This is a genomic window from Paenibacillus sp. FSL E2-8871 (genome assembly GCF_038000345.1).
Taxonomy (GTDB): Bacteria; Bacillota; Bacilli; order Paenibacillales; family Paenibacillaceae; genus Paenibacillus_AQ.
This window is the reverse complement of record NZ_JBBOBV010000001.1, coordinates 3,666,508-3,693,325: the sequence shown is the minus strand read 5'-3', so window position 1 is coordinate 3,693,325 and position 26,818 is coordinate 3,666,508. Positions and strand designations below refer to the sequence as shown.

Here is a 26,818-nt window from a genome sequence, read left to right as displayed (position 1 = left end):
TTATTAGGGAATAAGTGCAATAAGGACGCAGTCAGGCGTTTTTCTTGTTGAGCTACGGGAACTGGCGAACAGGATATAGACCTGATTTGGGAGATATTTTGCTGCAAAAGCTTTTTAGTAGATAATGTCTGCCGGATTTTGATATACTTTAGAGGATGCTTTCACTTGAAGCGGACTGGAGCTAGACCTAAGATAGCTATTCATTCAGAAATGAAGGGGTATGAACGATGAGCAGAGCACCGATTTGAAGATAACCTCAGTGTAATTGAAGCAGAAGCAGGAATTTTATATATGAAGGGATATGTGTAATGAACAAAGCAATAGATCAGAAGCTGCAAAAGGAAGTGGACAGACGCAGAACCTTTGCGATCATTTCCCACCCGGATGCGGGTAAAACAACTTTAACGGAAAAACTACTGTTATTCGGTGGTGCTATCCGTCTGGCGGGAACGGTTAAGGCCCGTAAGGCGAACAAGCATGCAACGAGTGACTGGATGGAAATTGAAAAGCAACGGGGGATTTCTGTTACTTCCTCTGTGATGCAGTTTGATTATTTGAATCACCGCGTGAATATTTTGGATACACCGGGTCACCAAGACTTTAGTGAGGACACCTACCGTACACTAACAGCAGCGGATAGTGCGGTCATGCTTATCGACGTGGCAAAAGGTGTGGAGACCCAAACGACCAAGCTGTTTCAGGTATGTGCGAAACGTGGGATTCCGATCTTTACTTTTATCAATAAGCTGGACCGTGAAGGACGTAGTCCGTTTGATCTAATGGAAGAGCTGGAGCAAGTACTGGGTATTCGCTCTGTGCCTATGAACTGGCCGATTGGTAGTGGACGTGAGCTGTGCGGCGTATATGACCGGATGAAGAATCAGGTGGAGCTGTTCCAAGGTGACGATCACTCCGTAATCAAGGTGCAAAAGGTTGACGGATATCGTGATCCAATCATTCGTGAAATGGCTGGGGAATATCTGCATGATCAACTGTGTCAGGATCTGGAGCTGCTGGATGTAGCAGGCGATGCTTTTGACTATGAAAAAGTACTAAGTGGTGAACTCACACCTGTGTTCTTTGGTAGTGCGATCAATAATTTCGGCGTACAGACTTTCCTCGATAATTTCTTGGATCTGGCACCGAAGCCTGAACCACGCCGTAGTACTACAGGTTTGGTAGAACCAATGAACGAGAAGTTTACTGGCTATGTGTTCAAAATCCAAGCCAATATGAACCCGGCTCACCGTGACCGGATTGCTTTTCTACGTATTGTGTCCGGGAAGTTCGAACGAGGGATGAGCGTGAAGCATGTACGTGCGGGTAAGGACATTAAGCTAGCCCAGCCGCAACAATTCTTAGCGCAAGACCGTGATATCGTAGAGGAAGCTTATCCGGGAGATATTATCGGGTTGTTTGATCCAGGTATTTTTAGAATTGGAGATACACTGAGTCAGGCCGGAGATTTGGAATTCGATGAGCTGCCAACATTCTCACCAGAGATTTTTGCTAAAGTGAGTATTAAAAATGCTTTGAAATCGAAGCAGTTCCAAAAGGGTGTCGATCAGCTGACTGAAGAGGGTATGATTCAAGTATTCCGTACGGTTAACTTTGACGATATTCTGCTCGGCGTAGTTGGACAGCTGCAGTTTGAGGTGTTCGAGTACCGCATGAAGGGTGAATATGGTGTGGATGTTCAGTTGCAGCGTATGCCATACCAGTTCGCGCGTTGGATCGTAGATGAGGCTAAACCGGATGCGAGTAAGTTCCGTATTAACTCTACGCTCGTTACAGATAAGAAGGGCAATTTTGTCGTGTTGTTCGAGAATGAATATGCTATGCGGACAGCGATGGATAAGAACCCGACAGCTACATTCCTAGAGATGGCTCCTAAAGCATTGCTATAGTAAGGAAGCACGACTTCCTGATTATTAATAAAAACCTCCGCCTTCAGCGTGCAACTGCACAATGAGAAAGCGGAGGTTTTTTACTAGTTGCGGCTACCTATGACGTGATATTCCCGGGAGTAATCGTCTCCAGGTGATCATGCAGCATAGAAACCAAATTATCTTGCTTAGCGGTGTCTAAGTCCTTCCATATCATTTCAAACACGGCGCCAAGTCCCGGGAGTGCTGCTTCCGGTCCGTCTACCGAGCCTTCGATCATATGCCGCAAATCTTCTTCAGATTGACCATGCACTTTATGAATAATCGCCTGGCGTAAGTCAATAGTAACCGGCATAAAGTACCTCCTTTTTGAAATATAGTGATATTCACTTCGTTTTAATGTACCCTGTATAGGTGCTGGAAATTCAAGTTTTTGTTCGTGTATGCTATACTGTTTTAGATATAGAAATGCTACGGGAGGTACATAAGACATGGCCAAAAAACAATATGCCATCATTGGCATGGGGCGTTTCGGATCCAGTGTTGCGAGAGCACTCAGCGGTATGGGGTTTGACGTACTTGCGATTGATGCGGATGAGCAGCGGACACAGGAGATTTCAAATATAGTAACACACGCCGTATCTGCAGATTCAACGGATGAAGAAGCGCTACGCGCACTTGGTATTCGCAATTTTGATGTGGTGGTTGTGGCTATTGGAGAGGACATTCAAGCAAGCATTCTTACAACTTTAATCCTGAAGGACCTTGGTGTACCAGCAATTATCGCAAAAGCAAAAAGTGAGCTGCACGGCAAAGTATTAGGAAAAATTGGTGCAGACAAGGTGATTTATCCTGAACGGGATATGGGAATGCGGGTTGCGCATCATTTGGCTTCGCCTAATATATTAGATTATATCGAGCTGTCGCCTGATTATAGTATTTTGGACATGAAGGTATCCGGATCGATGCTCGGTAAAAATCTACAAGAGCTCGATATCCGTGCAAAATATGGCTGTAACGTAATGGCTATTCGCCAAGGTGAAGAGATGAACATCTCCCCTCGCGCAGAGGATCGCTTGATCGATGGGGATATCCTTGTAATCGTTGGGCATAAAGATAACCTGACGAAGCTGGAGATCGCGTATCAGTAGGTGGTAACGTAATCATCAGATTTATAGGGGAGTAGAAGAGCAAAAAGCAAAGATATAAGAGCAAGAATAACTGGCAAGGCATAAGAAAGGAAGACTTTATGGAAATCATGTCTCCGCAAAATACGCGGGTTAAAGAGTGGGCCGGGCTGCAGGAGAAAAAGCACCGTGACAAGGCTCGTAAATATATCGTAGAAGGCGTTCATCTGGTACAGGAAGCGCTGCTGGCTGAAGCAGATGTGGAATGCCTTGCTTATGACCTGGACAAGGGAATGCCCGCTGAACTCAAGGGGCTTCTTCAGTCCGTTCAGGGCATGGATGTGATCGGCGTAACAGCGGCGATCATCTCGAAATGCAGCAGCACTAATACACCGCAGCCGGTGTTCGCCATCGTGCGGAAGGAACAGCAGGCGGTAGAGGCTATCCTAGCGAAGAAGGATAGTCTGGTGGTTGTCCTGGACGGTGTCCAGGACCCCGGTAATGTCGGCACCATCATCCGCAGCGCGGATGCAGCGGGAGCAGACGGAGTGATCCTCGGCCAAGGCTGTGCCGACCTCTACAATCCGAAGACTATTCGTTCCACGATGGGCTCGATGTTTCATCTCCCGGTGGTGGAGGGAGATTTAAGTGAGATTTTGCCACAGGCCCGGGAACGCGGGGCATTGCTGGTAAGTACTTCGCTGCAGGGAGAAGAATCGTGCTATCAGCATGATTTTCACGGTAGCCAGTGGCTGTTGATTGGCAGTGAGGGCAAAGGCATTTCGCCAGAAACTGCGCGACTCGTGGACAAGAGTATCATCATCCCGATGGCAGGCCGCGCTGAATCACTAAATGCGGCGATGGCAGCGACGATTTTGCTGTTTGAGGGAATGAGACAGCGAGAGGCTTAAGCTGCTTCTAAAAAAGGAACGGACGATAAAAAAACTGCAAGCTCATGATTGAGTTGCAGTTTTTTTGTCGTTTTTAAGAAGCCTGCTCAAACTGGCTATTGTAGAGCTCTGCATAGAATCCGTTCTGAGCCAGTAATTCTGCGTGGCTGCCGCTTTCCAGGATATCGCCGTCCTTCAGGACCAGAATCACATCGGCATTCTTGATCGTTGAGAGTCGGTGTGCGATAACGAAAGAGGTTCTGCCTTCCATAAGCTTATCCATCGCCTGTTGAATCAGCAGCTCTGTACGGGTATCCACCGAGCTTGTAGCTTCATCAAGAATGAGCATCGGCGCATCTTTCAGCATCGCGCGAGCGATGGTGAGCTGCTGCTTTTGTCCGGCGGACAGATTAACTTTATCGTTCAGTACGGTGTTGTATCCGTCACTTAAGGATTTAATGAAGCGGTGCAGGCCAACGGACTTGCAAGCCTCTATAAGCTTCTCGTCTGTAATGTTCTGCTGATTGTAAATCAGGTTCTCTTTGATGGTACCCTCAAACAGCCAGGTATCCTGCAGGACCATACAGAACAGATCATGAATGTTCTCTCTCGTAAGGCTGCTGATCGGCGTATCATCGATGTAGATTTCTCCACCCGTTAATTCGTTGAATCGGATGAGCAGATTGACCAGCGTAGTTTTGCCTGCGCCGGTAGGACCAACGATCGCCACTTTTTGCCCAGGTTTTACATCTGTCGAGAAGTTATTGATAATCAGTTTTTCTGAAGTCTCATATGCAAATTGTACTTGGTCAAATTTTACTTTACCTTTAGCAGTTGGCAGTGTGTTCTCTTTGTGGCTCTCGTCTTCCATTTCCTCAGCCTCCAGAAATTCGAACACGCGTCCGCCGGCTGCAGATGCAGCTTGCAGGCTCTGCGCGGCCTGGGCAATCTGGGACAACGGCTGGGTAAAGTAACGTACATACATAATGAAGGCGACGATAACCCCAAATGAAATCGTACCGTTCATGGCGAGTACACCTCCAACGATACAAACGGCAACGAATCCTAGATTACCAATAAAGCCCATCAGGGGTGGCATCAGCCCAGAGAGGAATTGCGCTTTGAAGGCGCTGTTCTTCAGTCCCTGATTTAATTCGTGGAAGGTAGTGCGCATCTGCGCTTCGCCATTATACGCTTTAACTACATTATGTCCTGTGTACACTTCTTCGACATGACCGTTGATTTTACCTAAATACTCCTGCTGGCTAGCAAAATATTTCTGTGATTTCTTCATAATGACCACCATAAGGCCAAAGCCGATGATCGTTGCCACGATAGCGGTAAGGGTCATAATTACATTGGTCTTCAGCATCATGACGATCGAACCGACGAACATAGCTAAGGCGGTTACGACATTACCAATACTCTGATTCATCGATTGCCCGATGGTATCTACATCATTCGTTACCCGAGATAAAATATCACCTGTGGCCGATTTATTATAGTAGGAGATTGGAAGTTTGTTCATTTTATGAGCCAGATCAGTTCTTAATTTCTTCGAGACCTTCTGGGTAATAATCGACATGATCAAGCCTTGCGAGAGTGACAACAACGCACCGACGCCGTAAATTACGACGAGGGTAATGCCAATGGTAGTAATGCCGTCCATATCGATGCTGCCGGCAAGACCAGCTGTAATTTTGTCGGTGATCTCGGAGAGTTTGTCCGGACCGAATAACGTGAGCACCGTTCCAGCTGCCGCGCAGATTAGCGCAATCACAATAACCGGAACATATTTACGGCAGTAGCGGAGCAGCTTGCTCCATGTATTCTGGCCTTTATTTTTGGTTTTCATTATGCAAGCTCCTCCTTTGTAAGCTGAGAATAAGCAATTTCCTGATAGACGTCGCAGGACTGCATTAGTTCGTCATGCGTTCCCATGCCTGCGATTCGTCCGGCTTCCAGCACAATGATCTTGTCGGCATCTTTAATCGTACCAATGCGCTGTGCAACGATCAGCATCGTTGAATCATGCGCGTCTTTCTTAAGCTCACTGCGCAGTTTGCGGTCAGTCTTATAGTCAAGCGCGGAGAAAGAATCGTCAAAGATTAATATTTCTGGACGCCGGGCAATCGCTCTGGCAATCGACAGCCGCTGTTTTTGCCCGCCAGACAGATTCGTTCCGCCTTGGGCGATATGGGCATCATAGTTCCCCTCTAGCTTTTCTACAAATTCAGAGGATTGGGAAGTGTACACCGCATCTACAATATCTGAACTGAGGACCTGACCGGATCCGTTCTCACCAAATGCAATATTGGAGGACACTGTTCCACCAAATAGAACAGCCTTCTGAGAGACATAGCCCATTTTATTCCGCAGCGCTTGCTGGTCGTATTCTCTGACATTGATACCATTTACCAGCACTTCGCCTTCTGTAGCATCATAGAAACGGGGAATGAGGTTAACAAGTGTACTTTTCCCGCAGCCTGTAGATCCGATAAAAGCAACCGTCTCCCCCTGCTTCGCCGTGAAGCTGATGTTCTCCAACACATATTCCTCTGCATCTGGATATTTGAAGCTAACCCCCCTGAATTCAATTTCATCTTCTCGCTTCACAGGGAATTGAGTTACTGATCCATTCTTCAAGCTAGGTACTGTTTCTAGCACTTCATTGATACGCTTAGCCGATACTTGAGCACGGGGCAGTAGAATAAAGATCATAATCAGCATCATAAAGGCCATAACCACTTGCATGGCATAAGATGAGAATACGATCATATCTGAGAACAAGCCCATCTTGGCAGTACCCTCGGCTGCTTGAATGAGCACTGCACCCACCCAATAGATGGAGAGACTGAGTCCACTCATAATCAAAGTAATACTCGGCATCAATAGGGTCATTACATTGTTAGCAAATAGGTTGGTACTGGTAAGCTCGTTGTTAGCTACAGCGAACTTCTGTTCTTGATATTCCTCGGCATTATACGCCCGGATGACACGAAGACCGTTAAGATTCTCTCTGGATACACGATTCAGATTATCTGTAAGCAGCTGCAGCTTTTTAAATTTAGGCAGGACGAGCACGATACAGACTGCGACAATAACTACTAGCAATGCGACCGCGGCACCTGTCGTAAGAGTCCACTCCCAGCTTTTGCCTGAAATCTTGAGTATCGCCCACACAGCGAGGATGGGTGCTTTCACAAGTAGCTGTAAGCCGATCACAATCAGCATTTGTACTTGCGTGATGTCATTCGTGGAACGGGTAATTAGACTGGCCGTTGAGAAGTTGCTGATCTCCTCCATGGAGAAGGACTGCACCTTATCGAACAATTTGGAACGCAGTCTTGCAGACAAATCGGCCGCTACTCTTGCAGCAATGCCCGCTACAACAACCGAGGTCGCCAGACTGCCAAGAGCACAGAGCAGCATCCAACCGCCTGCGACAAGGATTTCATTCATTTCGCTTCCTGGTGTCTGGATCAGCCGGGTAATATCACTCATGTAGTCAGGCAGTTCTAAATCCAGCCAGACTTGAGCGATAATGAACATGAGACTGATACCGAATAAGAACCATTCTTTGGGTTCCAGATTCTTGAGTAATTTCAACATAAGAATGACTCCTTTGCATTATCGTTGCTATGATCTTAACGGAGAATGATAAACTGAAAGTTAACTTTTGCTATGAAAAGAAAGAAGAGACCGTCCCTTAAGCCATAGAATGACTGCTTGGGGTGGTCTCTTCTGTTTGAGCAGATATACGTGAACACATTAGCATTTTTTTATAAAAAATACACATAATCTATGAATTCTTCAATAAAGTCTGCGCCAGTTTCACTTTTCCTTTTTTGATACATTGTGAATCCAACACTTTCGTACATCCGTTGAGCAGGGTTTAAATCGTCATTCGTGGTTACAATAATTTTTGTTACATCATTCTGGGTGATTCTATTAACCGCCTCTTGAAGCTGGATTTTACCATAGCCATTGCCTTTATGTTTTGAAGCAATGCAATTATGCCCAATTTCTGCATACTCAGGCATGTTTCTCGGGTCCCACACCACAAATCCGATGGGTTCATCATTTACAGTTGTGATAAAAGCATATCTATCTGCAATTTGTAAATGGTCAAAGAAAAAGTTGTCAAAATCCTGCCAATCAGAAATAGAGCTTTGTTCATATCTGCGATCAAATGAATACGCATCTGTCAATAATTCAAGGAGAATTCCCCGGTTAAAGCCGCTCAGTTTTTTGAATTGTACACTCATTTACTGGTAACCCCCAATTCTTTAGTTACCTTTTTAAAATCGGGGAGCAGCACGGTGAAAGTGGTTCCTTGTATTGGAACACTGTCGCAGGTGACGGTTCCGCCGTGCAGCTCAATGATTTTTCGGACAATCGTAAGCCCCAGGCCATTACCGGCAGTAGAGTGAGAGGTATCTTGCTGATAGAACTTGTCGAAGACCTTGAGAAGTGCACTTGGACTGATGCCTACTCCATTATCACGGAACGTAATTTCAACCTGATCTTTCATCTGCCTCATAGTAACTTCGATTTCGCCGTGCTCGGGAGTGAATTTAATCGCATTGTCCAATAAATTCAGCCAGACCTGGTTCAGCATCTCTTTATTCCCAGGCACCATATAGTCCTGTACGTTGGCTTTGAAGGAAATATGCTTTTTCGTAAGTTTAGTATGCAGTAGTAGGACACATTGGCGAATTTGTTCTCCGACATTGAAGGGCTGTCGATCAGTTAATATTGCCTGTGCTTCCACTTTGGAGAGGTTCAATACATTGGAGGCCAGTGTAGCCAGACGGGTAGATTCCTCGATAACAATATCCAGATATTCATTCCGTTCATCCTTACTCAGCTCGTCATCCTTCAGGATTTCAGCGAACCCTTTAATCGACACAATCGGAGTACGGAATTCATGGGAGAAATTGTTTACAAAGTCTGTTCGCAGAATTTCAATGCCACCCAGTTCCTCGGCCATCCGGTTAATATTCTCGGAAAGAATCTTGAATTCCGGAGGGTGCTTGAGCTGCAGCCGCATGGAGAAATCGCCTCCGGCCAGTTGGTCAATAGCATCAATAAATGTGCGGATTGATTTCAGCATTCTGCGACTGGTAATTACTGATGTGACGGTGCCGATAATAATGCAGGAAATCAATATAATCAAGGTGAGAATTTTTTTGTCCTGAAGAATCCGCTCATCAAGTAGGCCGAAGGCCAAGGACAAGTAGGTCAGAATGCCGGTGATTAACACTGTAATGAGGAAAATAATGAATACAGCAAGCGAGAAGTAGATTGGCAGACTGATTTTGCTGCTTAGCTTTTTGATCATTTTCTCACCGCCTTGTATCCCAGACCGCGGACGGACACAAGTTCGAATTCCGGATAGTTTTCAAACCGTTTCCGCAAGCGGTTGATATGTACATTAACCGTAGTGTCCGTAGTCTCGCTGTCCATCCCCCAGATTTCGTCCATCAGCTGGATTCGAGTGAAAATGCGCTCCGGATAGGATAAAAGCTTATAAAGGAGAAGGAATTCCTTTTGGGGAAGCATCTGTTTTTCATTGTCTCGAATTACTGTTAACGCATCGAAATCAAGAATGACTTTACCAACAACAAGCTTACGGGCGCTTACAATTTGCGAGCGGCGCAGAAGGGCTTGTATTCTCAACAGCATTTCTTCTGTATCTACAGGTTTGGTCATATAATCGTCGGTTCCGAGGCGGAAGCCTTTTTTCTTATCTTCTGGAAGCTGTTTGGCCGTAGCCATGAGGATAGGGATCATGTTGTTCGCATTCCGTAGCTCCTCGGCAAATTCATAACCATCCATCCCCGGCATCATGATATCGAGAATAATTAGATCAATATGCTGGACTTCAAGAACATCCAGTGCCTGGATTCCATTCTCAGCGGTTAACACTTCATAACCTTCACGTTTCAGGACCGCGTTCATCAGCTTTCTGACATGCTTATCGTCTTCCACAACGAGGATCTTAATCATGGTTTCACTCCAATAGGTTCTGGTTTTGACCGCTTGTTCCCATAATTCTAATTGATAAAAGTGCTAAAGACAAAGTCTTTAGCGGTTGGGCAAACTAAGTAGTCTCCCGTTCCACCAATGTAAACGAAAGTGGCTGCAACTCCATATCCCGCTCAAGCAGCACTGGAGCTAGAAGAAGAAAAGCGTTCTCCGCTTGTCCCGCAATCGGATTCAGAATGGTCGTGATTCCAAGAGTTCGCGACAGCTCTGAATTATCAAAACCAACGATGGCGAGATCCCCGGGCACGTCCAATTTCTGCCTGCGTGCTTCGTTGAGAATACCCGCTGCCACCAAATCATTGGAGCATAGAATCGCATCTGGCTGGTCTTTTTCATCCATAAGGGAGCGCAGCAACTGCTCTCCGTCGCGGATACTGTAAATCGTAGAGTAATACCATTTCTCCATAACGGGAAGATTATATTTGGTCATGATTTGCTCATAGGCCAGGCATCTACTGTGGGTATTAATGCTGCTGGGACGGCCAAAAGCATTAGCGATGCGCTTATACCCCCGCTCTATCAAATGCTTCAAAGCGAGTGTGTATCCATCATATTGGTTCATGGCCACGGACGGTATTTCAGGATGGTCCATACGCTGCCAGGATACGATGGGTCCGTATTTGCAGTAGGAAGAGATAACATTCTGTTCGTTTACGGAGGTCAGGATGAGCAGGGCGTCGACCCGTTTCATTTTGAGATCTTCAAAAGCCTGAAGCTCCTTCTGCTTATCCCCGCCGGTAGTATAAATAATCGTCTGGTATCCGTAACGACCTGAAATTTCGACGAAGCTGTTCATAAAACTCAGAATAAGCTCGTTTAGGTCCATGGTGATCATGCCGATTTGTTGTGTTTGACCTTTGGATAAAGAAATGGCATTTCGGTTAGGAACATAGTCCGTTTCTTTCATGATGGCGAGAATTTTCTCACGAGTCTCCTTGCTAACATGAGGCGATTGGTTCAGGACGCGGGACACCGTGGCTTTGGAAAAGCCCGATAGCTTAGCAATTTCGTCAAGAGTGGACATCGGTTTGTTCTCCTTCGCATGAATAATACTTGACATGTAACGCGTTCCAAGGTTTAGGATTCGAATTAGAGCAGTAATCCTATACTATCACAATAGCAAAGGCGGGAAAAAATATGGAATTGCAATTTCCAAAAGGATTCTTATGGGGCGGTGCTGTAGCAGCCAATCAGCTTGAAGGGGCGTATCAGGAGGATGGTAAAGGATGGTCCACCCAAGATGTTATGCCGAAGGGGATTAAGTCTGCGCCTACAGAGGCTCCTACCGACGATAATATGAAGCTGGTGGGAATCGATTTCTATCACCGATATAAAGAAGATATTAAGCTGTTCGCGGAAATGGGCTTTAAAGTATTCCGGACGTCCATTGCCTGGTCCCGAATTTTTCCAAAAGGGGACGAGCTGGAGCCTAATGAAAAAGGTCTGCAGTTTTACGACGACCTATTCGATGAGTGTCATAAATACGGCATCGAGCCACTGGTGACTATCTCCCATTATGAAACTCCGCTACATCTGGCAAGAGAATATGATGGATGGGTTAACCGTAAGATGGTGGATTTTTACGAGCGCTATGTGAGAACGATATATAATCGTTACAAGAACAAGGTTAAATATTGGCTGACCTTTAACGAGATTAACTCCATTCTTGAGTTCCCATTTATGAGTGGCGGGATCAATACGCCGTTAGAGAAATTGAGTAAGCAGGATCTGTATCAAGCTATTCATCATGAGTTCGTAGCAAGTGCTCTGGCTGTGAAGATCGGACATGAGATTAATCCAGACTTCCAAATCGGGTGTATGGTGCTTAGCATGCCGATTTATCCGCTCACTCCGCATCCGGACGATTTGATCAAGGCAATGCAAAGTGATCACAAAAATATGTTCTTTGCGGATGTTCATGCTAGAGGGTATTACCCTGGCTATATGAAGCGGTTCTTCAAGGAAAATGGGATTCACATTCATTTTGAACCAGGGGACGAAGAGATTCTGAAGCACACTGTGGATTTCATATCGTTCAGTTACTATATGAGCACTTGTGAAACGGCTGATCCAGAGAAACAGATCAGAGGAGAAGGGAATCTGCTGGGTGGGGTGCCTAATCCGTATCTGGAAGCGAGCGAATGGGGCTGGCAGATCGATCCGCAGGGCTTGCGTTATGTTATGAATATGTTCTACGACCGATATCAGAAACCGCTGTTTATCGTGGAAAATGGTCTTGGCGCTGTCGATCAGCTGGTATTAGATGGGAACGGCGAAAAGGTAATAAACGACGACTATCGGATCAATTATTTACGAGATCATCTGGTTCAGGTCGCGGAGGCTATTGCCGACGGAGTGGAAGTCATGGGCTATACAAGCTGGGGCTGCATCGATTTGGTTAGCGCAACGAGCGCCGAACTAAAGAAACGTTATGGCTTCATTTATGTGGACCGTCATGATGATGGTTCAGGTACTCTTGAACGATACCGGAAGAAGTCCTTCCACTGGTACAAAGAAGTGATTGAATCAAATGGACAGAACCTGTTCTAGGATGTCGGTTGACATCATGAATTGAACATGTTAATTTGTAAATAACAATTAATCGGATATCAGGATTGCTACTGCATAGCAGGCAAAACCTAAGTTTCATTTATGTTTACGGGAGATTTCTCTCTCGTGCATGAATGTGATTTAGGTTTTTTTGCGTTCATTCCTTCTCGATTGATTAATATATCGGTTACCAAAGGGGTGTAGGATAATGAGTTATGAACAGCTAGGTAAAGACATCATTCAATCTGTCGGTGGAGAGAAAAATATTAACAACGTAATTCACTGTGCTACTCGACTAAGATTCACGCTTAATGATGAACAGAAAGTTGATAAAGAAAAGCTGGATAAAATGGAAGGGATTATTGGTGCGGTTAGCAAAGGGGGACAATTCCAAGTTATTGTGGGTACCCATGTTGCTGATGTCTATAAAGAGATAAGCAAATCCATATCCCCTAGTAATAATTCTGGCGATAATACGGTTAAGAAACCTATAGGAACCCTGATTTTTGATGTGATTTCTAGAAGCTTCTCGCCTTTAATTGGTGCCTTAGCGGGTGCGGGTATGTTGAAAGCGCTATTAACTGTACTGACTTCGTTACATGTTTTAGCGGCGGATGGAGAGACTTACAAAGTACTAGCCGGCGCTAGTAATGCTGTGTTTTACTTTCTGCCAATTTTCCTAGGGATTACGTTATCGATTAGACTTGGTGTAAATGCTTATGTAGGGGGCGCTATCGGTGCGGCCTTACTCGAACCTAATATTACGGGATTAGCCAGTGTTGAATCTCCACATTTTCTAGGTATTCCTTTAGTAATGTCGGATTATTCATCGAGCGTTTTTCCGATTTTCATCGCCATCTGTATATATGCTTTACTAGATAAGCAACTAAGAAAATTTATACACAAGGATTTACAATTGTTCTTGGTACCTATGTTATGTTTGATGTTAATTGTTCCTTTAACCATTTTGATTTTCGGACCGTTTGGAGTGAATGTAGGGAACTTAATCGGAGACGCTATTGTGTTCCTCAGCAGTAAGAGTGGTATTATTACGGGTGCAATTGTGGGGATTTCCTGGACGTACCTGACCGTGCTCGGTTTGCACTGGGGACTCGTTCCGATTATTCTTGAAAACATTGCTAAGGGTGGAGATCCGATCTATGCAATGGCAGGTATGGCTATTTTCGCCCAACTTGGTGTAGCCTTAGGGATTTTCTTGAAAACAAAAGACAAAAAGTTGAAAACATTGGCCGGAAGTACCTTTTTACCTGGCGCGCTCTCAGGCGTAACTGAACCTATTATTTACGGATTGCTGACACGTTACAAACGGACTTTTATTTATGTATCTATTGCCGGTGGTCTAGGTGGAGCGATGTCGGGTCTTGCTGGTGTAAAAATGGAAGTATTCGCATTTGTTAGCGTATTAAGTCTTCCTGCATTCTCACCTTTGGCTATTCAAGCGATCATAGCTCTTGGGACGATTATATTGGCTACGGTGATTACGATGTTCTTTGGTTTTGAAGACAAAAAGAAAGCGAATGCTGTAGAAGAAACATCAAATGGTGTAGAAGAAAAGACGAATACTGAAGAGAGCGAAGTTATTCTCCCACACGCTGTGAAAAGTACGACTGTTGTAAGCCCTCTAGCTGGTAAAGTAATCCCTTTATCCTCAGTAGATGATGCTGCATTTGCTTCTGAAGCAATGGGCAAGGGGATGGCAATCGAACCTTCAGAAGGTAAGCTGTACTCCCCGGTAAGTGGGGTTGTATCCACTATTTTCAGAACAGGTCATTGTATTGCAGTCGTATCGGATGATGGCGTTGAAGTCCTGATCCATATCGGTATAGAAACTGTGAAGTTAAAAGGGAAATACTTTGATGTGAAAGTGGAAGAAGGAGCAACGGTTAAACAGGGTGACCTACTGATTGAATTTGATCTCGAACAAATAAAAAATGAAGGCTATCAAAGCACAACGCCAATCATTATTACCAATACAGCTAACTATAGTGATGTCATTGGCACCAAGAAAGCGGCCATCAAACCGGGCGAAGATCTGATGACGGTTGTAGTTTGATTTAGTGGCTGGCCATAAGAATTAAAATGAAATCGATCTCTTAGTATGGATGCTGAGAGGTCGATTTTTTATGAAAAACATAATAAAAATATAGCTATTTGCGCATAATGGATAGGATTGCTAGATGCTTGTCGATTAAATAAGTCCATGGTATGATTTTTATAAATTAATAATTGTGGATTGTTACTGGTCGTGCAGGCAAAACCCGAAGTTAAGCCATTTGTTTAATGGTTACTTTTGGTTTTGCCTTTTTTAATTTTTGGTACAAGGGGTTGCCGTATGCGGATCGAAAAAGTGTTAAACAACAATGTTGTTACTGTCATAGATGATCAAAATTTTGAACTGGTAGTCATGGGAAGAGGACTTGCCTTTAAGAAAAAACAAGGGGACTATTTAGAAGAAGACAAAATTGAAAAGATCTTCACTTTAAGCAATCAAAAGCTTTCTGATAAGCTAAAAACACTGCTTTCTGAGATTCCAATAGAGCATATGGAGCTTTCAGAAGAGATCATCAATTTCGCCAAGCTGCAACTAGGTAAAATGCTGGATGATAGTATCTACATCAGTCTGACCGATCATATCAGCTTTGCGTTAGAGCGATTCTCAAAAGGGATGAAGATTAAAAACGCCATGCTTTGGGAGATCAAAAAGTTCTATAAGGAAGAATATGAGGTTGGGAAAGCTACACTTCAAATTATTCATTCAAAGTTTGGCATTATGCTTCCCGAGGATGAGGCTGGACATATTGCTCTCCATCTGGTGAATGCTGAACTGAATGAAGAGATGCCGAATATGGTCAATATTACGAAGATTATGAATGACATCTTAAATATAGTGAAGCATCATTTTAGACTAGAGTATGATGAGGAGTCCCTCGCTTATTATCGGTTTATCACTCACTTGAAATTTTTTGCCCAACGTCTCATCAACGGCACTCCACCGCCGGATAATGAGAATGGCCTATTTAATTTAGTGAAGGAGCAATACAAAGAAGCTTTCGCCAGCGTTGAGAAAATAAAAATCTATATTGATAAAACATACAATCGTGAATTAACAAATGATGAAATGCTGTATCTCACCATACACATTGAAAGAATTACAAACCAAAAAATAGAGTAGCAAACATCCTAATGATCAAGGAAGCCCTTGATTTATTAGGATTTTTTTTTGAGAAAAGTCCTTCTATATTAAATTTTAACTTTGACTTTCGGTGGAATCACGTATAAGATAACTATTATGTTATCTATGATAATCATTATCAATAGAATGATAACAATTATCATAGAATATAACTTCGAGCGTTATATACAGGGGGATAAAGAGAATGCACAAAAGGTTAATTAGTTTATTTATGGTTATTGCTATCATATTGGTAGTATCGGGCTGTGGTACTGACCAAAAGAATAATTCAACATCAAACGCGGGAGCAAATGACAAACCAGCTTCTGAAAACGCAAGTAGTGAATCTACAAGCGGTCCGATCGTATTAAAAGATTCTAAAGGCGAGGTTAAGCTGGATAAGCCTGCGCAAAAGGTTGTAGTTCTGGAGTGGACATTTACGGAAGATATTATTGCGCTCGGAATGCAGCCGGTGGGGAACGCCGATAATGAAAACTACAAGCTATATGTAACTTCTGAAGTACCACTCGATGCAAGCGTAACGGATGTTGGTTCACGTGACGAGCCGGATCTAGAGACCATTGCTTCATTAAAGCCAGATTTGATTATTGCGAATACGGGTGGACACGAAGGAATTTATGATCAATTAAAAGGCATCGCTCCAACACTGATTTTCGGTCTGTATCCGGAAGAAGGACAAGGCAATCAGTATACGTTGATGGAAGATACTTTCAAAACGATTGCAGCGGCTGTAGGTAAAACTGCGGAAGGCGACAAGGTTCTTGCTGACCTGGATGCACATTATACGGAAGCGAAGGCAAAGCTGGATGAAGCAGGTAAAGAAGGCTTGAATTACGTGCTGACGCAAGCATACAGCTATCAGAATGCAGCAACATTGCGTCTCTTTACAGACAACTCACTAGCTGTTCAAACGTTAGATCGAATTGGTCTAAAGAACGACTGGAAACCCGAAAAATTCGAAGTTTACGGCTTCACTACATCAACAGTTGAAGCATTGCCGGCTGTTCAGGATACTAACCTGATGTATATCGTTCAGAAGGATGATAATATTTTCACGAAAGAACTGAAGGATAACTCCGTGTGGAACGGCCTTAACTTTGTGAAAGAAAATCGTACCTTCGGATTGAGCAGTACTACTTGGGTGTTTGGCGGTCCGATTTCCTCCAAAGTTATCGTGGATGAAGTAGTAAATACATTAACGAAATGAGTGCTTTTATGAACGGGAAGAGCAGCAAAGAAGCCTCAAGTGGAATGACTTGGCGAATCATTGGAATATTTGGGGGCGGCCTTGCCGTCCTCTTTGTTCTGTCCATTCTAAGCCTAGGTTTCGGCGAAGCCAAAATTCCTGCAGCTACGGTATTGGAGGGATTGCTAAATCGCCAGGATGTGATGGAACATAATCTGCTCTGGGATATCCGGATGCCGCGTACGGTAATTGGCCTGCTGGCTGGGGCCGCTCTAGCTGCGGCTGGAGCATTATTGCAAACGATAACGAAGAATCCGCTTGCTTCCTCAGATACATTGGGGATTAATGCTGGAGCTTATTTTATGGTTGTCCTAGGTATGGTTACTTTTCCAGCTTTGCAGCATGAGTTCCCATTTTTGCTTGCAGTAGCAGGGGGGCTGCTTGCTGCACTGGCTGCCTATTTGTTGAGTGGTGGTAAGGGGGCCACGCCTGTCCGATTAGCTTTATCAGGTATGATCGTGTCTATGGTTCTCGGCGCGTTTACATCGGCCCTACATATTTTTAACAAGAACGAAACGCAAAACCTATTTTTATGGGGCTCAGGCTCACTGATTCAGCTAGATTGGGACGGTGTTAAGTATGCCTGGCCTTTTGTTATTCCATTGCTAATAGCAGCTATGCTCGCAGGTAGGCAGTTTGATGCGTTGGAGCTTGATGAGTCCACTGCTCGTTCACTCGGGCAACGTGTTGGATTGGCACGGGGGTTAGGTCTAGGTTTATCTGTATTGTTGGCTGCAGTCGTGGTCAGCGTGGTCGGTCCGATTGGATTTGTTGGTCTGGTGGCTCCTCATCTGGTTCGGCTTAGCGGTATTCGAAAGCATCACCTGCTCATTCCTGCAAGTGCGCTGTGGGGAGCACTGCTCATTACGGCAGCGGATACGCTTGCGCGTATGGTTCGTAGCAGTGTAGGTGAGATGCCAGTTGGGGCGGTTATGGCGATTATTGGAGCACCTTGGCTCATATGGCTGGTGCTAACCAAGATGAAAAATATATCGGGTTCAGGCTCAGGTCAGTCATCTATGAATATAGGTGGAACAGCGCTTCGGATGCGCTTTGTTCCGGCGGTGATAACCATGACCTTACTGCTCGTTGCGGTTATCCTTGTGAGTTTGTCACTTGGGGGAACGAGAATACCGATTAGTGAGCTACTGAGCAGTCTTATCCACAGCGGAGCTGGATCTTATTCCGTCCTGCTGAATTTACGGCTTCCGCGTACACTCGTTGCGGCTGGAGGCGGTATCGCGCTTGCCATTAGCGGTGTCTTGATTCAAAGCGCTGTCCGAAATCCGCTGGCTGACGCCTCCATTATTGGTGTGACCTCGGGTGCTGGATTGGGGGCGTTAACCGTAATGGTCGCTTTTCCGGCATTGACGGTATTAGCAGTCCCTATTGCAGCAATTGCGGGTGGTGCTTTGGCTGCAGCTTTTGTGTTTGTTATGGCATGGCGTAGAGCCTTGAATCCATCTGTCCTTATCCTGCTTGGAATTGCAGTATCAGCAATTGCTTCTGCGGGAATACAGGTCATGATCGTCAAGGGCAGTTTATGGAGCAGCAGCTCCTTAATTTGGTTAACGGGTTCGACTTACGGACGAAGCTGGAATCAATTTAATAGCTTGTTTATCTTCCTGATTGTACTCGTTCCTTTTGCTTATTATTTAGGACGTAGATTCGATTTACTAGCATTTGGCGATGAGAGTTCAACAGGTCTGGGCTTACCCGTTCGCGGAACTCGGCTTTGGGCGATGATTATCGGTGTGATGCTTGCAGCGGGAGCCGTTGCAAGTGTAGGAACCATTGGGTTTCTCGGACTTATGGCGCCGCATGCTGTACGGATGATGATTGGGCATCACACGAGACGATCCATTGTTCTGTCAGGATTACTTGGTGGATTAATGCTTGTGATTGCGGATACGCTGGGAAGAACCATTATGGCGCCGAAAGAAATTCCATCGGGTCTTATAATAATGCTAATTGGAGCACCGTATTTCTTGTTCTTGATGTACCGATCTCAGGCTAGAAAAGTGTAATACCTTTGGGACGCTACAGAATATGATGATTCGATAAACGTAAGGAGAGAGAGTGGAGTGGTAATACCACTCTCTCTCCTTTTTTTTCTCCGGGTGCTTAGCTCTTCTTTTATCAAGGTTTGATTGAAGTCTAGATTATTTTTTTGTAACCTATAAACCATGAAACTTTTATATACTTAGAAGCGTCAGATGAGTAGGTAAAAAATGTATTCGTCATTCCAGGAGGGTGGATCTGTGAAGAAGTTATGGATTTCAATTTTAGTAGTTTTAGTAGTCTTTCCGATGATGTTTCAATCCTCTGTAAAGGCTGCAACTCCGATCAGTATTATTATTGACGGGGTTCGATTGTCTACAGATCAAGCACCGGTGATGGTGAATGGGCGGACGATGGTGCCGCTGCGGGCTATTTTTGAAGCCTTTAATGCCACCATTAAGTGGAATCAAAAAGCACAAACTGTAACTGCAACTAAAGATGATACAACGATTATGTTAAAGATTGGCTCAAAGACCGCCACCATTAACAATAAGGCTGTAACGCTAGACGTACCTGGTTTGAATCTGAAGGGGAGAACGATGGTCCCAACAAGGTTCGTCAGTGAAGCACTGGGCCATGAAGTGGGATGGAACCCCAAGACGCAAGTTGTAACTATAACGACTTCAGCCTCTAACGTTGGAAATGCAGGCCCAGTATCCAACGTAGTAGCGCAGGATGTGAGTGATTTCGGTGATGGTCGTGATCTTCAGGTTAGTTTCACTCGAGTGGCAAATGAGTCACTAGTGGATCATTACCGTGTTTTGATTGTGAAATCAGGGAATATTCTTAACTTGTCGTCCGCACAAACGATAGCCTCTTACAATTATTCTACTGTATTACCAACAGGTACTAATCCTTCGATTAAATTGACTTCTGCTTCGAGGACTGTTGATGGTGATTCAATTAAGAGTAATCAAGCGTATGTGGCTTATGTCTTGACGGTTGGCAAAGGAAGTAACGCCAGTGCACTTTCTAGTGGATCCTCCACTATGACACTAGTGAATAAGACTGTAGCGGCAATAAATAATGTACAAGTAAATGATATAAGCGATTATGGAGATGGAAGAGATTTATCGGTCAGCTTCAATAAGCTGTCAGATGAGTCGAAGGTAAGTTCTTATCGGATATTTGTTGTCAAAGCTACTAATTATTCGAATTTTAATTTAGCTACAGCAAATAATGTGACCAGTGCTAATTACACGTTAGTCAGCAAGACGGGTAATAATATCACGCAAACTTTATCTTCAGGAGCCAGAGATGTGGACGGAGCTCTTGTTAAAACTGGCGTGAGCTACAGAGTGTTTGTCATGGCAATTGATAGCAGTAATGCAGCAAATAATGTGTTGTCTTCTGTTTCATCAGCAATTACGCTGTCCAACATAGGGGTTTCTAACTTAAGTGTTAGCGACGTTAACAACTATAATGATGGCCGAGATTTGAGAGTATCATTTACTCATGCGACGGACGAAACCTATATTAGCCAGTATCGTATCCTGGTAGTTCCGACGTCATATTACAGTAGCTTTAGTTTAGCTGAAGCCAATAATATATCCAGTGCCTACTATACAGCAGTGAGTACAACAGGTACTACAACCAATCAAGTATTGACTTCATCAACCAGAGATGTACGTGGAGCTTTGATAAAGAATGGAGTCAACTATAAAGTATATATTTTATCTATTGGAAGCAGTAATACTGGCAATGTGCTTTCGTCACCTTCATCGGTCATTACGTTGTTGAATGATTCTAGTGTGAGTATCGTCTCAAACTTGAGTGTCAGTGACGTTAACGACTATGGTGATGGCCGAGATTTGAGAGTGTCCTTCACTCATCCGACGGACGAAACCTATATTAGCCAGTATCGGATTATGGTAGTACCCACATCCTATTATAGTAGCTTTAGTTTAGCTGAAGCGAATAATGTATCAAGTAGCAACTATACATCGGTGAGTACATCTGGGTCTTCTACCAGTCAGGTATTGAATTCGTCAACTAGAGACGTTCTCGGAGCTTCGATAAAGAATGGAACTAGCTATAGAGTATATGTGTTAACCATCGGAAGCGGGATTTATTGGGATTCGAATGTGCTCTCTTCCGCTTCATCGGTCATTACTTTGTTGAATGATTCTAGCGTAAAAGCCGTTACAAACTTGAGTGTCAGCGATGTAAATGACTATGGCGATGGCCGGGATCTAAAGGTATCGTTTAGCCATGCCACAGATGAAACTTACATCAACCAATACCGGATTATGGTGGTACCTACGTCAGATTACAGTAGCTTTAGCCTGTCTGATGCTAATAATGTATCGAGTGCTAATTACACCTCGGTAAGTACATCAGGCAACAGTACCAGTCAAGTGTTAGATTCTTCCGCCAGAGACGTACGTGGTAATTTGATTAAAGCTGGAACCAGCTATAAAGTATATGTGCTCTCTATTGGTAGTGGGAATTATGCCGGTCCAAATGCTTTGTCCTGGGAGTCATCGGTCATTACGTTGTCTACGACTAAGAGCCCATTGATCTCTGTAACCGATGTAACGTATAAAGAGGACAAGGGCAGAATCCTGATTAGTTTCGTTAAATCAGCCAATGAATCCAACATTTCAGAATATCGAGTCTTGGTGGTTCCGTCTAAACAAGGGTTTGGATCAGCCGATGCTATTGAGGTAAGATCTTCATATTATACGTCGGTAACCCCTAACGGGACGAATCCTTCAATATTCACTGCGACAAGGGATGTAAACGGAGATTCAATTGTTAAAGCTGTCAAATATAAGGTGTATGTTCTTGCTGTAGCGAATAATAGTGGTGTACAGAATGGTGGTCTTTCAAATTCAACAGAAGAATTTGAAATATAACCGAAATATAGTTATTGTAAACATTTCAAGTTGACACCCTGTGTGATTTATCATATTATAATTCGTATTGTTATAAGTAAATAAACCAAACTCTATCCAGTGGATGGAGTGGCGGAATTTTGTCAAAGATGTATTCTTTGGTTTCAGTCGCCCCTTGTCATTTCGATGACAAGGGGCTTTATTATGTGATTTGGACGGTTCAATAGGACGGTTCAACAGAAAGGAAAGAAGATTACGATGAATATGAAGTTACTCAAATATGCTTTACTAGTATTTATAGGAGCATGTAGTTATGGATCGCTGTCTACGATCGTCAAGCTTGGAATGAACGATGGATTTAGAATGCAGCAACTGGTCGGGTCGCAATACTTTTTTGGATGGTGCATGCTGCTCTTGTTAGTTGTATTATTTTCCCGGAAAAAACTCGGATTAAAGGTAGGTGCTTCGTTATTAGGCGCGGGGATTACCATTAGTATGACGGGTATTTTCTATGGGTTTGCCGTTGAACAATTACCTGCTTCGATTGCGATCGTTCTCTTATTCCAATTTACTTGGATTGGTGTGATTCTGGAGGCTGTTGTAGATAGAAAATGGCCTAGTCGAGAGAAAATAATTTCAATGATTATCCTTCTGATAGGAACCATATTAGCTGGGGGGATTCTAGAACCTAGTGTAGGCGAAATGACTACGAGTGGTATTGTTTTCGGTTTGATGTCTGCGGTGTCGTTTGCCTTTTATATTTTTGTCAGTGGGAGAGTGGCTACGCAGGTACCTGCTGTGAATAAAAGCTTGTATATGACTACAAGTGCAATGATTATTATTATGGTTGTTTTTTCCCCTTCCTTTATTTATGACGGAGCACTTACAGATGGACTTTGGAAGTATGGTCTTCCTTTAGGGTTGCTTGGTATAGTTATTCCTGTGCTTTTCTTTTCTATTGGTGTTCCGAAACTGGGATCAGGTCTGGGAACGATTCTTGGTGCGGCGGAGTTGCCGGCAGCTGTTGTAGCCTCCGTGTTAGTCCTGCAAGAAGAAGTATCCCTACTTCGCTGGGTTGGAATTTTCGTTGTTCTGATCGGAATTGCTGCACCACAAATCATACCGATGCGAACAGGGAAAAAGTCACCTAAACCATCTTCCAAACCATCACTCCGTAAGGTAGAACTTTAAACTGTATACTTACATCGATGGTATGATCAGGTCCTTATAGGATGAGATCATCAATCGGTGTTTTTTTTTGCGAAAAAGATTGGTGTTAATTTTTCTGGTATGGCGAATCATTGTCTATTATATAGTGGTGCTATTCTATTTAATGGAGATGACCACTGATGAACAGAAATGACTATGACTATTTTAAGTCTTTGCACGATCAAGAAAATCCGCTAATGCTATATAACTGCTGGGATGTAGCTTCGGCTAAAGCGATAGAAAAAGCCGGTTTAAAGGCTATAGCCACAAGCAGCTTCGCTATGGCAGATGCATGGGGGTATTCGGATGGTGAACAACTCTCATTTGAGCAGCTACTGTGGGCTGTTACGAGAATAGCAGAACATGTATCTGTGCCATTGACGGTAGATATTGAGGGTGGGTATGCTGTAGATGTAGAGTCCTTAGCCAATAACATAGAACAATTATTCCAATTAGATATATGTGGGATCAATTTCGAGGATCAAAAGGTGAATCATCCGAATGATGAATTATGGGCAATCGAGGAACAAAGTCATCGTATTCGAACTATACAGCAAGTGGCAGCCAAACTTCAAAAGAATGTGTTTATTAACACCAGAACCGATCTCTTTTTCAAAAATGGGAAGCATTCTTTGGATTTAGTGAATGAAGCAATAGAGCGTACCTGTGCTTACGCTGCTGCTGGAGCGGATGGGATTTTTATACCGGGACTCACCGATCGAAACTTGATTGAATATTTTGTGCAGCAGTCACCACTGCCTGTAAATGTTATGGTAATGGATGGTATGATTTCAAATGTTGAATTGCAAGAGCTTGGCGTAAAAAGAATTAGCTTTGGACCGTATAGTTACTTTCAAGCACAGCATAATCTTCAAGAAGATGCTCGAGCTATTCTGCAGCTACCTGCACATTATTCAGAAATGAGCTAACAACACTATGATCACTAATAAACAGCAAATCGATAAATATTATGAGATGTTAGTCGAAAAAAACTCCAATTATGAAGGTGTATTTTTTGTCGGCGTAAAAACAACAGGTATTATGTGCAGGCCAACTTGCCCCGCTAAAAAGCCTTATAAAGAAAATTGCGAGTTTTTCGCAACAGCCAAAGAAGCTTTGTTAGCGTCTTATAGACCTTGTAAAAGATGCCAGCCTTTGTCTAATCCCACGAAAATGTCCTTAGAAGTAAAGCTTCTTGTCGAAGCTATTGAGCGTAATCCGGAAAGAAAATGGACCGATAAAGATTTTGATGAGCTGTCGATAAGTGCAAATACAGCACGCCGGCAATTTAAGAAGCAATTTGGGATGACCTTTATTGAATATGCACGTTCCAGACGTTTAGGGCTGGCATTCAAACATATCAGGAATGGGGATTCTATCATAAACGTACAACTGGACAGCGGGTATGATTCGAGTAATGGGTTTAGGGATGCTTTTTCAAGAACGATGGGAACGGTCCCGAATCACTCTAAGCAGATTAAAGTGCTGTACTGTACCTGGATAGAAACGATATTAGGGTCTATGCTTGCGATCTCAGATGAAGAGTGCCTTTTACTGCTGGAATTTGTGGATCGAAAGGGACTTGAGAACGAAATTAAGAAATTACGTACTCGCTTGAATGCAACTATTTTGCCTGAAAAAGTACCGGTGCTAGAGCAAATTGAAGAGGAATTAACTCTTTATTTCGAAGGGGAACTTACGGTGTTTAAATCACCGATTCGTTATTTAGGTTCTGATTTTCAGCAAAAGGTATGGAATGAACTTCGAAGAATTCCTGTAGGCCAGACGGTCTCTTACAAGGAGCTTGCAGAGAATATAAACAACCCTTCGGGTTGTCGAGCTGTAGCCAGAGCTAATGGAGCGAATCAATTATCGATCTTGGTTCCGTGTCATCGCGTGATCAATAGTAATGGTGAATTAGGGGGCTACGGCGGCGGCATTGCAAGAAAAGAATGGTTAATCAATCACGAGAACAACGTTAGTTCGAAGGTAGCATATTAACTAAAAACATACTGAACTCGATGTGTCTGAAAGTCTGGATACGTCGTTTTTTTATGCTTTTACCAGATTTAAAAGTACTGTTTTAAGCAAAAGAAGGAAAAATTATGAATTCACAACAATATCCAATTGTGTTAGCATAATATATATTTTCATAAGAAAGCGAGCCTTATCTTAGGAGATTGGAGTGAACATCATGCTGAAGGTTCTGATCGTGGATGATGAGCCCTGGGTACTTGAAGGGCTGAGAACGATGATTGACTGGGAAAAATATGGCTTTGAAGTGTGCGCGGAAGCCCATAATGGCTCAGAAGCATTGAGACTTATACAAGAATATAAACCGGAACTGGTCCTAACGGACATTAATATGCCGGTTATTAACGGTCTCGAGCTTATCGCAAAATTGAATGAAGTGATGACAAAGCCTCCGAAGTTTGTGGTATTGACTGGGTATGATGACTTTAAATATGCACGTACGGCATTGCAGCAACGAGTGAATGACTATTTATTAAAACCTATTGATGATGAAGAAATAGAGTCCTTATTAAGCAGGATTACGCCTATGATTCAAAATGAAATCGCTTCCAATGAGGAGCTTGATAAGAAGCAATTCTTTGTCGTAAATAATATCGTCAACCGCCTAATACAAGGCGAGTATAACGAAAATTTAGAGCTTCTAACCCAGAGCACGTTGAAGCTTCAAGCGAATGCAGAATTAATGTGTATTCTTATCGAACCAGCCACATCTTTGAATCCATTTCTTCCACGAACCGTCGACTACTTTCCTCAGGAAAGTACCCATTTCTTTCAGGATCGATCGGGAAGAACAGGGATCATTCTTGAGTCTGCTTCTATTGGGAATGAGAGTCTGGACGCTATCGTCAACCAGATTCGTTCGGATATCGCTGAACATTTACATGAACCGGTACTCCTGGCGATTAGCAATAGAATGGTAGGCATATGTTCGATTCGAGAAATCTATATGCAAGCACTTGATGTATGGAAACGAAAGACACATCAGCAGAAGAGGGGGATCTTTTATTATAGCAACCTTAGAATTCTAAAGAAGAATGAACACCATGAGGATCACTTCAAACTGCTGCTGGATAAGGTCCTGGCAAACGATATAGAACAGATACAGCCATGTGTAAAAGAAACGTTTGCTTTTTTCGTAGAGAATCTATTGACGATTGAAATCGTGCAAGCCCAAGTGGCTCATTTAGAGCTTACAATTTGTACTCTTATAGCCCAAATGAATGGTACTCCAGATACGATGATGATAAAGATTCAGCAAGAATATGGAAATTTAGGGGGATTAAATGATTATTTTGCATTAAGCCGCTATGTTCAAAGTCTATCTATGCTGGCGACGGTCTATTTATCTGAATTAGAGCAGCAGAATGAACAAAATACGATTTACAAGGTGATTCAGTATGTGGATCGTGAATTTCGGAATAAATTGAAGCTTCAGGATTTAGCGCGGCAATTTCATATCAATTCTACCTATTTGGGACAGCTTTTCAGGAAACAAACGGGTCAGGGCTTTAGTGAATATTTAAATGCCAAAAGGATTGAGGAAGCCAAAAGTCTGCTTAAGCGAACGCAGCTGAAAATATCGGATATTGCGGTGCAGGTGGGATTTTCAAATACAGACTATTTTATAGACAAGTTCAAGCTGATTGTAGGGGTAGTCCCATCCGTCTATAAAAATGAAAATAAAAACCAATAGCTCTAGGGGAAGCAAGGTGT

Annotated in this window: 20 protein-coding genes; 13 read left to right on the top strand and 7 right to left on the bottom strand. The window is 43.4% G+C overall.

The annotated features are described in order from the left end of the window. Positions 1-308 precede the first annotated feature (308 nt). On the top strand, positions 309-1,907 hold the full coding sequence (locus tag NYE25_RS16710; RefSeq protein WP_042191749.1) for a peptide chain release factor 3: 1,599 nt from the start codon (positions 309-311) through the stop codon (positions 1,905-1,907). Between the two features lie 97 nt (positions 1,908-2,004). Here NYE25_RS16710 and NYE25_RS16705 read toward each other — a convergent pair whose 3' ends face one another. Next, entirely contained in the window at positions 2,005-2,241 is a 237-nt protein-coding gene (locus NYE25_RS16705) for a small acid-soluble spore protein SspI (RefSeq protein ID WP_042130985.1), read from the bottom strand. Positions 2,242-2,377: 136 nt separating this feature from the next. Here NYE25_RS16705 and NYE25_RS16700 point away from each other — a divergent pair, with 136 nt between their 5' ends. Together NYE25_RS16700 and NYE25_RS16695 are read left to right on the top strand one after the other, a co-directional pair. Then, a complete protein-coding gene (locus NYE25_RS16700) occupies positions 2,378-3,037 on the top strand; it encodes a potassium channel family protein (RefSeq protein ID WP_076285312.1) in 660 nt (219 codons plus the stop codon). A gap of 98 nt (positions 3,038-3,135) precedes the next feature. Continuing rightward, entirely contained in the window at positions 3,136-3,924 is a 789-nt protein-coding gene (locus NYE25_RS16695) for a TrmH family RNA methyltransferase (RefSeq protein WP_042194519.1), read from the top strand. Positions 3,925-3,997: 73 nt separating this feature from the next. Here the strand turns inward: NYE25_RS16695 and NYE25_RS16690 are convergent, their stop codons facing one another. The 6 genes from NYE25_RS16690 to NYE25_RS16665 form a co-directional block, all read right to left on the bottom strand. Beyond that, on the bottom strand, positions 3,998-5,758 hold the full coding sequence (locus NYE25_RS16690; RefSeq protein ID WP_341146429.1) for an ABC transporter ATP-binding protein: 1,761 nt from the start codon (positions 5,756-5,758) through the stop codon (positions 3,998-4,000). Beyond that, positions 5,758-7,515, bottom strand: a complete 1,758-nt coding sequence (locus tag NYE25_RS16685) for an ABC transporter ATP-binding protein (RefSeq protein ID WP_341146428.1) — start codon at positions 7,513-7,515, stop codon at positions 5,758-5,760. The genes NYE25_RS16690 and NYE25_RS16685 overlap by 1 nt, the downstream gene beginning before the upstream one ends. A 170-nt stretch (positions 7,516-7,685) precedes the next feature. Further along, a complete protein-coding gene (locus tag NYE25_RS16680; RefSeq protein WP_341146427.1) occupies positions 7,686-8,171 on the bottom strand; it encodes a GNAT family N-acetyltransferase in 486 nt (161 codons plus the stop codon). Then, positions 8,168-9,247 (bottom strand): HAMP domain-containing sensor histidine kinase, encoded by a 1,080-nt coding sequence (locus NYE25_RS16675; RefSeq protein WP_341146426.1) that lies wholly within the window; start codon positions 9,245-9,247, stop codon positions 8,168-8,170. The genes NYE25_RS16680 and NYE25_RS16675 overlap by 4 nt, the downstream gene beginning before the upstream one ends. Next, a complete protein-coding gene (locus tag NYE25_RS16670) occupies positions 9,244-9,915 on the bottom strand; it encodes a response regulator transcription factor (RefSeq protein WP_341051709.1) in 672 nt (223 codons plus the stop codon). Before NYE25_RS16670 ends, NYE25_RS16675 begins: the two co-directional genes overlap by 4 nt. A 94-nt stretch (positions 9,916-10,009) precedes the next feature. Continuing rightward, entirely contained in the window at positions 10,010-10,978 is a 969-nt protein-coding gene (locus tag NYE25_RS16665) for a LacI family DNA-binding transcriptional regulator (RefSeq protein ID WP_341146425.1), read from the bottom strand. Between the two features lie 113 nt (positions 10,979-11,091). Between NYE25_RS16665 and NYE25_RS16660 the strand changes: the two genes are divergently transcribed. The 10 genes from NYE25_RS16660 (at position 11,092) to NYE25_RS16615 (ending at position 26,798) form a co-directional block, all read left to right on the top strand. Then, the gene (locus NYE25_RS16660) at positions 11,092-12,504 is read left to right on the top strand and encodes a glycoside hydrolase family 1 protein (protein ID WP_341146424.1); all 1,413 of its coding nucleotides are present in this window, start codon (positions 11,092-11,094) and stop codon (positions 12,502-12,504) included. Positions 12,505-12,712: 208 nt separating this feature from the next. Continuing rightward, complete coding sequence (locus tag NYE25_RS16655; protein WP_341146423.1) at positions 12,713-14,578, top strand: beta-glucoside-specific PTS transporter subunit IIABC; 1,866 nt, start codon at positions 12,713-12,715, stop codon at positions 14,576-14,578. 279 nt (positions 14,579-14,857) lie between these two features. Further along, a complete protein-coding gene (licT, locus tag NYE25_RS16650; protein ID WP_341146422.1) occupies positions 14,858-15,697 on the top strand; it encodes a BglG family transcription antiterminator LicT in 840 nt (279 codons plus the stop codon). A 205-nt stretch (positions 15,698-15,902) separates the two neighbouring features. After that, positions 15,903-16,925 (top strand): ABC transporter substrate-binding protein, encoded by a 1,023-nt coding sequence (locus NYE25_RS16645; protein WP_341146421.1) that lies wholly within the window; start codon positions 15,903-15,905, stop codon positions 16,923-16,925. A gap of 8 nt (positions 16,926-16,933) precedes the next feature. Then, the gene (locus NYE25_RS16640; RefSeq protein WP_341146420.1) at positions 16,934-18,991 is read left to right on the top strand and encodes an iron ABC transporter permease; all 2,058 of its coding nucleotides are present in this window, start codon (positions 16,934-16,936) and stop codon (positions 18,989-18,991) included. Between the two features lie 234 nt (positions 18,992-19,225). Then, positions 19,226-21,883 (top strand): copper amine oxidase N-terminal domain-containing protein, encoded by a 2,658-nt coding sequence (locus NYE25_RS16635; RefSeq protein WP_341146419.1) that lies wholly within the window; start codon positions 19,226-19,228, stop codon positions 21,881-21,883. A 243-nt stretch (positions 21,884-22,126) separates the two neighbouring features. Continuing rightward, entirely contained in the window at positions 22,127-23,053 is a 927-nt protein-coding gene (locus tag NYE25_RS16630) for an EamA family transporter (protein ID WP_341147738.1), read from the top strand. A gap of 158 nt (positions 23,054-23,211) precedes the next feature. Then, complete coding sequence (locus tag NYE25_RS16625; protein ID WP_341146418.1) at positions 23,212-24,000, top strand: isocitrate lyase/PEP mutase family protein; 789 nt, start codon at positions 23,212-23,214, stop codon at positions 23,998-24,000. A 7-nt stretch (positions 24,001-24,007) separates the two neighbouring features. Continuing rightward, on the top strand, positions 24,008-25,072 hold the full coding sequence (locus tag NYE25_RS16620; RefSeq protein WP_341146417.1) for a bifunctional transcriptional activator/DNA repair enzyme AdaA: 1,065 nt from the start codon (positions 24,008-24,010) through the stop codon (positions 25,070-25,072). A gap of 193 nt (positions 25,073-25,265) precedes the next feature. Further along, positions 25,266-26,798: a response regulator gene (locus NYE25_RS16615; protein WP_341147737.1), complete on the top strand. Its 1,533-nt coding sequence runs from the start codon at positions 25,266-25,268 to the stop codon at positions 26,796-26,798. Positions 26,799-26,818: the final 20 nt, after the last annotated feature.